This window comes from Ensifer sp. Root423, assembly GCF_001426275.1.
GTDB classification, from domain to species: Bacteria; Pseudomonadota; Alphaproteobacteria; order Rhizobiales; family Rhizobiaceae; genus Ensifer; species Ensifer adhaerens.
Map to the genome: position 1 here is coordinate 192,016 of NZ_LMEG01000023.1, position 12,358 is coordinate 204,373.

A 12,358-nucleotide genomic window follows, 5' to 3' on the forward strand; every position below is an offset into this window, starting at 1 on the left:
CACAGGGAGGATAGAATGAGGAAATTGCTACTGGCATCTGCATCTCTCGCCGCACTCGCATCGGGGAGCGCGGGAACGGCGCTCGCCTGCGACCCGGATTACACCGGCGTCGAGCTGACGGCGACCACACAGACCGGTCCTTACATTGCCTCGGCGCTGCAGCTTGCGGCCAAGGGCTGGGAGGAAAAGACCTGCGGCAAGGTCAAGGTCGTCGAGTTCCCGTGGTCGGAGCTCTATCCGAAGATCGTGACCTCGCTGACCTCTGGCGAAGACGCTTTCGACGTGATCGCCTTTGCACCGGCCTGGGCCCCTGATTTCACCGACTTCCTGTCGGAAATGCCGGCCGACATGCAGAAGGGCGCCGACTGGGACGATATCGCGCCCGTCTACCGCGAACAGCTGATGGTCTGGAACGGCAAGGTGCTGTCGCAGACGATGGACGGCGACGCCCATACCTACAGCTACCGCATCGACCTCTTCGAGAACGCCGACAACCAGAAGGCCTTCAAGGAAAAGTACGGCTACGATCTGGCGCCGCCCAAGACCTGGAAGCAGTACCTGGACATCGCCGAATACTTCAACCAGCCGGCCAACAACCTCTGGGGCACGGCGGAAGCCTTCCGCCGCGGCGGCCAGCAATTCTGGTTCCTGTTCAGCCACGTGGCCGGTTATACCAGCCACCCGGACAACCCGGGCGCCATGTTCTTCAACCCGGAAACAATGGATGCGCAGGTCAACAATCCCGGCTGGGTCCGTGGCCTCGAGGAATACATCCGCGCCTCAAAGCTCGCGCCGCCGAACGCGCTGAACTTCTCCTTCGGCGAAGTGAACGCCGCTTTTGCCGGCGGCCAGGTGGCGGAATCGATCGGCTGGGGTGATACCGGCGTCATCGGCGCCGACCCGAAGCAGTCGAAGGTGGCCGGCAATGTCGGCTCGGCATCGCTGCCGGGATCGGACGAGATCTGGAACTACAAGACCAAGAAGTGGGACAAGTTCGACCACGTCGTCCAGACCTCCTTCATGGCCTTCGGCGGTTGGCAGGCCGCGGTTCCCGCGACCTCGACCAAGCAGGAAGCGGCCTGGAACTACATCCAGTATCTGACGAGCCCGGCCGTCTCCGGCCAGGCGGCGATTGCCGGCGGTACCGGTGTGAACCCTTACCGCATCTCGCACACGACCAATCTCGATCTCTGGTCGAAGATCTTCTCCGAGCGTGAGGCGAAGGAATATCTTGGTGCGCAGAAGGAGGCGGTGACCGCCAAGAACATCGCGCTCGACATGCGCCTTCCCGGCTATTTCTCCTATACCGAAGTGCTGGAGATCGAGCTTTCCAAGGCGCTTGCCGGCGAAGTGACGCCGCAAGAGGCGCTCGATAGCGTCGCGGAACAGTGGAACAAGCTGACCGACGAGTTCGGCCGCGACAAGCAGCTTACCGCCTATCGCGCCTCGATGGGCTTGCCGCAGCAGTAACGAACCCACGCCCGCCCCGAAACGATCGGGGCGGGCGCCACCGTCCCCGGCGAGACCGGGCACAGACAGCATCAGAGGCTACAGCATGTCACAGGTCCGATTGCAGCAGATCACCAAGTCCTTCGGGAGCGTCACCGTCATTCCGCCGCTCGATCTCGACATTGCCGATCGTGAGTTCGTCGTGCTCGTCGGTCCCTCCGGCTGCGGCAAGACGACGACGCTCAGGATGATTGCCGGCCTCGAAACTGCGACTTCGGGTTCGATCCGGATTGGCGATCGCGACGTGACCGATCTCAGACCGGGCCTGCGCAATTGCTCCATGGTGTTTCAGAATTACGCGCTCTATCCGCACATGACGGTCGCCGAGAACATCGGCTACGGCATGAAGGTGCGCGGCACGCCGAAGGCGGAGATCGAAAAGGCGGTAACGGATGCCGCTCGCATCCTCAACCTCGGCGCCTATCTCAATCGCAAGCCGAGCGCACTTTCGGGCGGCCAGCGCCAGCGCGTGGCGATCGGCCGGGCGATCGTACGCCAGCCGGATGTCTTCCTCTTCGACGAGCCGTTGTCGAACCTAGATGCCAAACTTCGCATCGAAATGCGCACCGAAATCAAGCTCTTGCACCGGCGTCTTCAGACGACTGCCGTTTACGTGACCCACGATCAGGTGGAAGCCATGACCATGGCCGACCGCGTCGTCGTCATGAACCAGGGCCGCATCGAGCAGGCGGCCGATCCGATCACGCTCTATGAGGCCCCCGCCAATCTTTTCGTCGCCGCCTTCATCGGTGCGCCGAGCATGAATTTCCTCGAGGGGCGGCTGGAGCGCGGCGATGGAGGGATGCAGTTCATAGCTGATGGGGACGTGGCCGTGGCTATCCCGGAAAACCGCGCCGAAAAACTCGGCGCCTACGTCGGAAAAGCGGTCGTGCTCGGCATCCGGCCGGAACATACGATGGCGACGGACGCCAATGCGCCCACAGTCAGGCTGATCGTGCGCGATATCGAACCGCTCGGCCCGCATACGCTGGCTCTTGGCCGGGCCGGGCCTGCCGCTTTCACGGCGCAGGTTCACGCTGCGTCACGCATCGGCCCCGACGATCAGATCGCCGTGCCGATCGAGACGGAGAAAATGCATTTCTTCCTGAAGGAAACCGGTGGGGCGATCGGCCGCTGAGCGGATGGATGGCCGAAGGCGATGACGCCTCCGGCCTGCTGTCTTACTTCTTCTCGGCGCGTGCTGCGGCGAGGAAGGCGAGCTTCGCCGGCAGCTCCAGGTGCTTGGAGAGTGCCACGCGCTCCGGCGTGTAGTGATGCTCGACGTCGAGGCAGTTGACGGTGCCGAGCAGCTCGCCGCCGACAACGACCGGGATGTTGGCAACCGAGCCGCAGCCGAGCGACCAGATCGTCTCGTGGTCCGGGAAAACCTTGGCGATATCGGCGATGGTGTTGGCGACGAAGGTCTGGTGCGCCTTGTGCACGATGTCGAACCAGCTGTCGTAGCGGATCGGCTTGGTGCCCGAGGTCGGGTACTCCGCGGGGTGCGAGGTGTAGGCGCGGCGCGCGACTTCGTTGACCATGTCTACGGTCATGATGGTGAAGAGCTTGGCGCCGATCACCTGGCGGCTAAGCGTCTGCAATGCGGTCCATACCGCATCGGCATCGGTGGTCTTGGCAATGGCCGCGTCGAATTCCGCCAGCGCGGCAGCGATCTGTTCACTGTTCATGCTATGTCCTTGGGGTTACTCGATATCTTAGAATGGGACAGACGAGAAATCGTCGGTGTTGTCCCATCCTAGTTGGCATGCGCGGCGCTGATCTGCATCAGCTCGCGCGAATAGGGATCCTTGAGGTCACCGCGCTTGAGGTCGGCGACATCGGCAATCTCGACGATCCGGCCCTGGCGCATGACAGCGAGGCGATCGCAGAGGAAGGAGACGACCGCCAGGTTGTGGGTGACCATCAGGAAGGTGAGGTTCTGCTCGCGCCGGAGGCGCTTCAACAGGTTGAGGATTTCGGCCTGGACCGAAACGTCGAGCGCGGATGTCGGCTCGTCGAGTAAGAGCACCTTCGGCTTCAGCATCAGTGCACGGGCAATCGCCACGCGCTGGCGCTGGCCGCCCGAGAGCTGGTGCGGAAAACGGAAGCGGAACTTGCGATCGAGGCCGACCGAGGTCATGACCTCTTCGATGCGGGCGTTGCGGTCGCCGATGCCGTGGATCGTCAGCGCTTCGCCGAGCGTGGCGTCGACCGTCTTTCGCGGGTGCAGCGAGCCGTAGGGATCCTGGAACACCATTTGGCACTGACGCGAAAAGGCGCGGTCGATGCCGTGGTCGCGGGGCGAGCCGAGCACGGTGATCTCGCCGGTCCATTCCGGCGCGAGACCTGCGATTGCCTTCAGCACCGTCGATTTTCCCGAGCCGCTTTCGCCGACAAGGGCAAAGCTCTCGCCGTCGGCGATATCGAGATTGACGTCGTGGGTGATCTGCACGTCGCCGTACGAGATGTCGAGGTTCTTCAGAGAGAGCGCGGTCATGCCTTGGCCCATGCGCTGCGGTCGAGCACCGGCAGCTCGTCCCGTGTTTCATCGAGGCGCGGAATGGAGGCGATCAGCCCGCGCGTATAGGGGTGCTTGGCCGCCATCAGTTCGCCGGCCTTGCATTCCTCGACCACCTCGCCGGTGTTCATCACGAGGATGCGGTCGCAATAGCTGGAGACGAGATTGAGGTCATGGCTGATGAAGATCAGGCCCATGCCCTTGCGTTTCACCAGTTCGTCGATGATGTCGAGCACCTGGGCCTGGACGGAAACGTCGAGCGCCGAGGTCGGCTCGTCGGCGATCAGAAGGTCCGGCTCGGGGATCAGCATCATCGCGATCATCACGCGCTGGCCCATGCCACCGGAGACTTCGTGCGGGTAGAGCTTGGCGACGCGTTCCGGATCTGCAATGCGCACCGATTCCAGCATCGTAAGCACGCGCGCGTTGACCTCGCGGCGCGGCAGCTTCTGGTGCGTCAGCAACGCTTCGGCGATCTGCTCGCCGATGGTCATGACCGGGTTCAGCGAGAACTTCGGGTCTTGCATCACCATGGAAATGCGGGCGCCGCGGATGGCGCGCATCTGCCGCTCGGACTGCTTCAGGAGGTCGACGCCGTCGAAGACGAGCTTGTCGGCGGTGACCCGACCCGGTGCCCGGATCAGCTGCAGGATCGAGCGACCGGTCATCGACTTGCCCGAGCCGCTCTCGCCGACGATGCCGAGGCGTTCGCGGCCGAGGGTGAAGGAGATGCCGCGCACGACTTCGAGATCACCGCGGGGCGTCGGGAAGGTGACGCGCAGGTTTTCGACTTCGAGAAGATTGCTCATCAGCGCTGCTCCCCGCTCTTCGGATCGAGCACGTCGCGCAGGCCATCACCGAGGAAGCAGAAGCCGAGGCTAACGAGAATGATGGCAAAGCCGGGCATGGTCGCGACCCACCACTGATCGAGAATGAAGGAGCGACCGCGCGAGATCATCGCGCCCCATTCGGGAAGTGGCGGCTGAGCGCCAAGTCCGATGAAGCCGAGACCGGCGGCCGTCAGGATGATGCCGGCCATGTCGAGCGTGACGCGGACGATCATCGATGAGGTGCAGAGCGGGAGCACGTGGCCGAGATTGACCCGGAGGCTCGACGCGCCGAGCAGACGCACCGCCGAAATGAATTCGGAGTTCTTGAAGGTCAGCGTCTCCGCACGAGCGACACGGGCATAGCCGGGCCAGGAGGTGATCGCGATGGCGATGATCGCGTTCTCGATGCCGGGACCAAGGGCTGCAACGAAGGCAAGCGCCAGGATGAGCTTCGGCAGCGACAGGAAGATATCGGTAATGCCCATCAGGATACGGTCGACCCAGCCACCGAAATAACCGGCAGCCACGCCGATCACCAGGCCGGCAGGGGCTGCGAGCACTGCAACCAGCGTGACGATGGCCAGCGTGATGCGTGAACCGTAGACAACGCGGGACCAGATGTCGCGGCCGAGTTCGTCGGTTCCCATCCAGTGGGCGGCACTCGGCGGCAGCAGGCGTTCGCTCAGCGACTGGCGCAGCGGATCATGGGTGGCGAGCCACGGCGCAAAGAGTGCGGTCAGCACCAGAACGAGGATGATGACGGCGCCGACAACGGCGAGCGGATTGCGCATCAGCGCGCCGAAGATGCGATAGAAGCGCCCGAGGCGCGCCTGCATCGGCGAGGCGGGGCTGTCGTCGATCAGCCAGTCGCGAAGTGTGGTCATGGTCGCTCCTCCCTTAGCGTGCACGCGGATCGAGCACGCGATAGAGCACGTCCGAAATCTTGTTGATGCCGATAAAGACCGCGCCGATGACGAGGGTCGAGCCGAGCACGGCCGACATGTCGGCATTGAGCAGAGCGACGGTCAGGTAGTTGCCGATGCCGGGCCAGGAGAAGATCGTCTCGATCATCACGGAGCCTTCGAGCAGGCCGGCATAGGACAGGCCGATAACGGTGATCAGCGGCACGCGGATCGGCCGGAAGGCATGGCGCCAGATGACCAGGCGCTCCGGCACGCCTTTGACCCGGGCGGTCGTCACATATTCCTGGCTCAGCTGGTCGAGCATGAAGGAGCGCGTCATGCGGGCGATATAGGCGAGCGAGAAGAAGCCGAGGCAGGACGCCGGCAGGATCAGGTGCCAGACGGCGTTGCGGAAGATCTCCCATTCGCCAGCAATGATGCTGTCGACAAGGATCAGGCCCGTGACCGGCGACACCATGCCGTCGTAAAAGATGTCGACACGGCCGGGGCCGCCGACCCATTTCAGCTTCGCGTAGAAAATCGCCAGGCCGACGAGACCGAGCCAGAAGGCAGGCACCGAATAACCGAGCAGACCGATGACGCGGATGCCCTGATCGAGCCAGGAGCCACGGCGGGCGGCGGCAAAAACACCGAGCGGCACGCCGATCAGCACGCCGAGCATGATGCCGAGCGTCGCCATTTCGAGTGTTGCCGGGAAGACGCGAGCGAGGTCCTCGATAACCGGCTTGCCCGTCGAAACCGATGTTCCGAAATTGAAGGTGGCGACGTCACGTACGTAGCTGACGAACTGGGTGATCAGCGGCTGGTCGAGCCCCATTTCCTGGCGCACGCGCTCATAGACGGCGACGGGTGCGCGGTCGCCGACGACAGCCAGAACCGGGTCGATCGGCACGATGCGGCCGATGAAGAAGGTGATTGCGAGCAGGCCGAGGAAGGTTATCGCAAGCGTTACCAGGAAGCCTGCCAGTGAAAGAAGGCGCTGCCGTCCCCGACTGGGTCTGGCGGCGCGGCGCGCCGGCGCTGCTGCTGTCGTGCTGTCGTTTGCCACGTGGCGTCACCATCCCTCTTCGCTTGCGGTCTCACTTGTCGATACCGCAAAAATTTGCTTGGAGTATATAAATAAGTTTGCTTAAATCAAAAAAATTTTACTGGGGCGGAAACGGGAGGAATAACCGCTGTGAGCGATCCGTCAGAGGATACGCAGGCCGCGTCGGGCAAATCGGCCGGGGCAGGGCAACCGAAGGTGGGCGCGCTGGTGCGTGCGCGCCGCCGGCAGATGCATATGACCCTGCAGACGCTCAGCGACGCAGCGGGCGTTTCGGTCGGCTATTTGAGCCAGATCGAGCGCGATCTTGCCATGCCCTCGCTCGGCACACTGGCCCAGATTGCGCAAGGCCTGGGCGCCGAACTCAACCATTTCATCCTGGCACCGGCGATCGACACCGGGCTTTCGCGCGCCGAGGGGCGCATGGTGTTTTCGGTCGGCGGCTCGCCTGTTTCCTATGAGCGCATTGGCGCGGATTTCGCCGGCAACCAGCTTTCGAGTTTCGTCATCACCATTCCGCCGGGGCATCGCTCCGAGGTCTTCAGCCATGAGGGCGAAGAGCTCGTCTACATGCTCGAAGGCGAGATCCTCTTCGGGCTCGATGGCGACGACACCATGCTTTCGCCTGGCGACGGCCTGCACTTCCGCGGCATCCAGCCCCACTACTGGTGGAACAAGACAGACGCACCCGTGCGGTTGATCTGGACCGGCACCCTGCCGCTCTTCCGGCCCCGCGCTTCCCAATCCAACGAGACCGGTCAGCCGCAATCGGCGCTGAAGCCGGCACCGACAAAAACCAAGCCTCATCGAAAATAGGAGAATGATGATGAGAATGTTCAAGGCCGCGGTCTTCGCGGCGTCCCTGATGATGAGCGTGGCGCCGGCCGCACTCGCCGAAACGCCAGCCGATGTGTTGGTCGTTGCCCAGAATATCGACGACATCGTCAGCATCGACCCGGCCGAGGCCTACGAGTTCTCCTCGGGCGAATACGTCACCCAGACCTATGACCGCCTGGTGCAGTACGATGCGCCCGACGTGAAGAAGCTGGCGCCGGGTCTTGCCTCCGAATGGACGGTCGACGATGCGGCAAAGACGATCACCTTCACGCTGCGTGATGGCGTTACCTTTTCCTCCGGCAATCCGCTGCGTGGCGAAGACGTCGTCTACTCCTTCAAGCGCGTCGTCGTTCTCAACAAGGCGCCGGCCTTCATCCTGACGCAGCTCGGCTGGACGCCCGAAAACATCGACAAGATGGTGACCGCCGAAGGTAACAAGGTCACGGTCAAGTATGACGGCGACTTCTCGTCGGCCTTCGTTCTCAACGTTCTCGCCGCTCGCCCGGCTTCGGTGATCGACGCGGAAACCGTCAAGGCCAACGAGGCCGATGGCGACTTTGGCAATGCCTGGCTCAAGGCCAATTCGGCCGGTACCGGCCCGTTCGTGCTCAAGGCCTTCCGCGCCGGCGAGCTGCTCAACCTTGCGAGCAACCCGAACTACTTCGGCGGCGCTCCTGTTATCAAGGGCGTCATCATCCGTCACGTGGCCGAAGCCGCAACCCAGCAGCTGATGCTGCAGACCGGCGACGTCGACATGGCGAAGAACCTGACCCCGGACCAGGTTTCGGGTCTTGAAGGCAAGGACGGCGTGAAGGTCGAATCCTATCCGCAGGCCGCCGTACACTTCCTGTCGTTCAACCAGAAGGACGAAGCATTGCAGCCGGAAGCCGTCTGGGAAGCCGCTCGCTACCTCGTCGACTACAAGGGCATGACCGACAGCTTCCTCAAGGGCCAGATGGAAGTTCACCAGGCCTTCTGGCCGAAGGGCTTCCCGGGCTCGCTCGACGAGACCCCCTACAGCTACGACGTCGAGAAGGCGAAGAAGATTCTCGCCGATGCCGGCATCAAGACGCCGATCAAGGTGACCCTCGACGTCATCAACTCGACGCCGTTCACCGACATGGCGCAGTCACTGCAGGCGTCCTTCGCCGAAGCCGGGATCAACTTCGAGATCATCCCGGGCACCGGTAGCCAGGTCATCACCAAGTACCGCGCGCGCACCCACGAAGCGATGCTGCTCTATTGGGGCCCGGACTTCATGGACCCGCATTCGAACGCCAAGGCCTTCGCCTATAACGAAGACAACGCCGACGACAAGTATCAGTCGACGACCACCTGGCGTAACGGCTGGGCGGTTCCGGCGGAACTCAACGAAGCGACCAAGGCAGCCCTCAAGGAAGCCGATCCGGCCAAGCGCGACGCGCTTTATGTCGACCTGCAGCGCAAGGTGCAGGAAAAGTCGCCGATCGTGATCATGTTCCAGGCCGCGACCCAGGTCGCGATGAAGGACAAGGTCGAAGGCTACGTCAATGGCGCCATCTCGGACTATGTCTTCTACCGCCTGGTGAAGAAGAACTGATCCGCCAGCGATCGCCCTTGCGCCGATGAGAAAAAGGCGCACATATCAAAACGCCCTGGGCCTTCCGGCCCGGGGCGACGTGTTTCTACCGATCGGTTTGATAAGTTCTGGGAAGGTTTTACGACATGGCGGATGTGAAGGTGAGAACGCGGGAAACCGGTGCGACGGCTGTGGTCGGCAAGACCGGCTTTCCGCATGTGACCTCGGTCACCGGTGGTGAACTCGATATCGTCACCGGCCCGTCGCAGGCGGGCTACGGCCCGCTCGATCTGCTCTATGCGTCGCTCGCAAGCTGCCTGGTGCTGAGCGCCCGCATCGCCGCCAGCCGTTTTGGCGTGCTCGACCGGCTGACGGAAGTGAGTGCCAAGGTGACGGGCGAGAAAGCCCATGACGAGCCGTCCCGCGTCGCAAAATTCAACATCGTCTTCGACATCAAGGGTGATTTTGACGACACGGTCCGCCATGCGATCGCGGAAGCCGCCGAAAACGAGATCTGCACCGTTAGCAATACGATCCGCGGCAATCCGGAATTCGTGACCGAGTTTGCCCACTGACGTTCATTGGGTCTCAGCGTCCAACAAAAGGGCGGGCTGCCATTGGCAGCCCGCCCTTTTCGATGCAACTGGCAGAAGGACTCAGGCCGGTTGCGGCGTAAGCGCCTCCGGTTGACGCCGACCGATCGTCAGCACCAGCAGGGCCGCGACAATGCAGAGCATCCCGGCGGCAATCAGCGCCGGCGTATAGGTTTCAAGCGACGTCCGGCTGGCGCCTGCGAGGAAGGTCGCACTGGCCGCACCCAGCTGGTGACCGGTGAAGACCCAGCCGAAGACGAGGGCGGCGCGTTCCGGACCGAAGCGTTCGGCCGAAAGTTTCACCGTCGGCGGTACCGTCGCGACCCAATCCAGGCCGTAGAAGATCGCAAAGATCGACAGCGTGTAGATGTTGAAGCCGCTGAACGGCAGGAACATCAGCGACAGGCCGCGAAGGCCGTAGAACCAGAAGAGCAGCCAGCGGTTGTCATAACGGTCCGAGAGCCAGCCGGATCCGATGGTGCCGATCAGATCGAATACGCCGATCAGCGCCAGCAGGCTGGCTGCTGCGACGGGGGCAATACCAACATCGCCGCAGATCGAAACCCAATGGGTCTGGATCAGCCCGTTGGTGCTGAAGCCGCAGACGAAGAAGGTCGCAAACAGCACCCAGAAGGTGTTGGTCTTGGCGGCGTCGGAAAGCGCCCGGATCGGTGCCATCAGCAGAGCCCCGAAGCTCTTTGCCTTCGGCGGCGCCGCCACCATTTGCTTGCCGCCGAAGGGCGCAAGGCCAAGGTCCCCAGGGCGATCCTGCATCAGAAGCAGGACCAGGGTGAAGGCCGCAAGCAGGATGACGATGATCAGCGTCAGCGCCGAGCGCCAGCCGATCGTTTCGGTGAGAGAAGCGAGCAACGGCAGGAAGACCAGCTGGCCGGTGGCGTTGCTGGCGGTCATCAGTCCGACGACGAGCCCGCGCCGTTTGTCGAACCAGCGCGTTGCGACCGTCGCGCCGAGCACCAGCGCCGTCATGCCGGTACCCACGCCGAGCACGACGCCCCAGATCGCCACCAGGTGCCAGAGTTCCGTCATGTAGAACGAGGCGGCGATGCCGGAGATGATCAGGATCAGCGCCGCAGACACGACAGGGCGCACGCCGAAATGGTTCATGAACGAGGCTGCGAACGGACCGAGCAGACCGAAAAGGCAAAGCCGGATGGCGAGCGCCAGCGAGATTTGCGCATTGGTCCAGCCGAATTCGGTCTCGAGCGGTTTGATGAGCACGCCGGCCGAGCCCATGGCGCCGGCTGTCGAAAGCATGACCAGGAAGGTGACGGCGGCGACAGCCCAGCCGTAGTGGATATTGCGTCTGGCAAGATAACGCGCAAGCGCCGGACCGAGCATCGTCGACTTCCTTTCGTCGGTGTTTTTAGGGCGTGCGACAGCGCTGCGCGGGCTTTCGGAGCGCAAGTCGCAGATTGAGCTGTTGTTTGGCAGTTTTCTGCCGGTTCCTGGCGGCTTAGGCTGCCCGGATTCTTCTGGTCTCAAGTCGCAGCCTGCGACCAGAAAGTTGGTCTGGAAACGACGCGCTAGAGCGCCAGCAGCAGGTCCTCCAGCTGGGCGGCGGCGTCGGCTCCCAGCCGCGCCTCGATCTTGTCCTGAGCGGCCAGCCAGAGCGGCGCGCCGTCAGCCAGTATCCGGTGGCCGCTCTCCGTAAGTTCGACAATGGCCTCCCGCTGATCCTTTCCGCTTCCAGTTGCGGCCAATCCGATTCCCTCCAGCACCTTGACGTTGCGGCTGACCGTCGATCGCTCGAGTTCGATCTTGCGGCCAAGCTCGGTCATCGAGATCGGTTCATCGCGTGCGATGTGCCGAAGCAGGCTGAACTGGGCAAGGTTAAGACCAATCGGCTGCAGCGCGTCGTCATAGACTGACGTCACTCGCCGGGTGGCTTTGCGTAAGAGGGCACAATAGCAACGAGACATAATGTGTGTATATACACGCAATCGATCGGCGTCAACCGTTTCGTGGTGTGAAGGCGCTGTTCGAAGCGATCAGCGGTCCAAGCGAAACTGAAGAACGTGGTTGGGGTAAACCTGGTCGCCGATCGTGAAATGGGTTTGTCCCGCCATCTCAAAGCCACTCGCGAGGTAGAAGGCCGTGGCTTTTTCGTTTTCGGCGTTCACCGCCAACCAGGTGCCTGGCTGGCCCGTGTCCAGGAAGAATTGCAGGCCGGTCTTCAGAAGAGCTTTCCCGAGGCCGCGACCATGGTGGTGGGGCTGGGCATAGAGCGTCGTGATTTCCAGGTCGGAGGCGATATCGACCGGTGCCGGCGAATTCGCCGACATGCGCAAGAAGCCGTCGATACCGACAACGTTCTGCGAAACCCAGACGGTCTCGTTGCGGTCGCCCAGAATTTCTTCGAAGCGCGCGGTGGTAAAGTGCTCCAGCGCATAATCGGCAAAGAATGCGTTGACGCCATCCCTGATATACGTGTTCAGCCAGACTTCCAGGCTGATCGCCGCAAGGCTTGACGCATCCGCGACGGTCGCGCGCCTGATCGTCATATCGTTTGTCACGCTGCTCTTCA

Annotated in this window: 13 protein-coding genes; 5 read left to right on the forward strand and 8 right to left on the reverse strand. The window is 62.7% G+C overall.

Annotated features, from left to right (window positions below; genetic code table 11):
- The first annotated feature begins 15 nt into the window (after positions 1-15).
- Complete coding sequence (locus ASD01_RS20325) at positions 16-1,470, forward strand: extracellular solute-binding protein (protein WP_060644337.1); 1,455 nt, start codon at positions 16-18, stop codon at positions 1,468-1,470.
- Positions 1,471-1,555: 85 nt separating this feature from the next.
- A complete protein-coding gene (locus ASD01_RS20330) occupies positions 1,556-2,647 on the forward strand; it encodes an ABC transporter ATP-binding protein (RefSeq protein ID WP_060644338.1) in 1,092 nt (363 codons plus the stop codon).
- Positions 2,648-2,690: 43 nt separating this feature from the next.
- On the opposite strand, the gene ASD01_RS20335 is transcribed toward ASD01_RS20330, so the two are convergent.
- The 5 genes from ASD01_RS20335 to ASD01_RS20355 form a co-directional block, all read right to left on the reverse strand.
- On the reverse strand, positions 2,691-3,197 hold the full coding sequence (locus tag ASD01_RS20335) for a GAF domain-containing protein (RefSeq protein ID WP_034799456.1): 507 nt from the start codon (positions 3,195-3,197) through the stop codon (positions 2,691-2,693).
- Positions 3,198-3,265: 68 nt separating this feature from the next.
- Positions 3,266-4,006 (reverse strand): ABC transporter ATP-binding protein, encoded by a 741-nt coding sequence (locus ASD01_RS20340; protein ID WP_060644420.1) that lies wholly within the window; start codon positions 4,004-4,006, stop codon positions 3,266-3,268.
- Positions 4,003-4,836 carry an ABC transporter ATP-binding protein gene (locus tag ASD01_RS20345; protein ID WP_034799458.1) on the reverse strand — a complete coding sequence of 278 codons (834 nt, stop codon included), beginning with the start codon at positions 4,834-4,836 and terminating at the stop codon, positions 4,003-4,005. The genes ASD01_RS20340 and ASD01_RS20345 overlap by 4 nt, the downstream gene beginning before the upstream one ends.
- Positions 4,836-5,741 (reverse strand): ABC transporter permease, encoded by a 906-nt coding sequence (locus tag ASD01_RS20350; protein WP_034799460.1) that lies wholly within the window; start codon positions 5,739-5,741, stop codon positions 4,836-4,838. Before ASD01_RS20350 ends, ASD01_RS20345 begins: the two co-directional genes overlap by 1 nt.
- A 13-nt stretch (positions 5,742-5,754) precedes the next feature.
- Positions 5,755-6,828, reverse strand: coding sequence for an ABC transporter permease (locus ASD01_RS20355; RefSeq protein WP_051659494.1), 1,074 nt, complete (start codon positions 6,826-6,828; stop codon positions 5,755-5,757).
- Between the two features lie 129 nt (positions 6,829-6,957).
- Here ASD01_RS20355 and ASD01_RS20360 point away from each other — a divergent pair, with 129 nt between their 5' ends.
- The 3 genes from ASD01_RS20360 to ASD01_RS20370 all read left to right on the forward strand — a co-directional run bounded on the left by ASD01_RS20360 (position 6,958) and on the right by ASD01_RS20370 (position 9,795).
- Entirely contained in the window at positions 6,958-7,641 is a 684-nt protein-coding gene (locus tag ASD01_RS20360) for a helix-turn-helix domain-containing protein (protein ID WP_034799462.1), read from the forward strand.
- 10 nt (positions 7,642-7,651) lie between these two features.
- On the forward strand, positions 7,652-9,241 hold the full coding sequence (locus ASD01_RS20365) for an ABC transporter substrate-binding protein (RefSeq protein WP_034799757.1): 1,590 nt from the start codon (positions 7,652-7,654) through the stop codon (positions 9,239-9,241).
- Between the two features lie 125 nt (positions 9,242-9,366).
- On the forward strand, positions 9,367-9,795 hold the full coding sequence (locus ASD01_RS20370; RefSeq protein ID WP_060518277.1) for an OsmC family protein: 429 nt from the start codon (positions 9,367-9,369) through the stop codon (positions 9,793-9,795).
- Positions 9,796-9,876: 81 nt separating this feature from the next.
- Here the strand turns inward: ASD01_RS20370 and ASD01_RS20375 are convergent, their stop codons facing one another.
- The 3 genes from ASD01_RS20375 to ASD01_RS20385 form a co-directional block, all read right to left on the reverse strand.
- A complete protein-coding gene (locus ASD01_RS20375) occupies positions 9,877-11,172 on the reverse strand; it encodes an MFS transporter (RefSeq protein WP_060644421.1) in 1,296 nt (431 codons plus the stop codon).
- 185 nt (positions 11,173-11,357) lie between these two features.
- Positions 11,358-11,753, reverse strand: coding sequence for a MarR family winged helix-turn-helix transcriptional regulator (locus tag ASD01_RS20380; protein ID WP_060644339.1), 396 nt, complete (start codon positions 11,751-11,753; stop codon positions 11,358-11,360).
- A gap of 69 nt (positions 11,754-11,822) precedes the next feature.
- On the reverse strand, positions 11,823-12,347 hold the full coding sequence (locus tag ASD01_RS20385; protein ID WP_060644422.1) for a GNAT family N-acetyltransferase: 525 nt from the start codon (positions 12,345-12,347) through the stop codon (positions 11,823-11,825).
- Positions 12,348-12,358 lie beyond the last annotated feature (11 nt).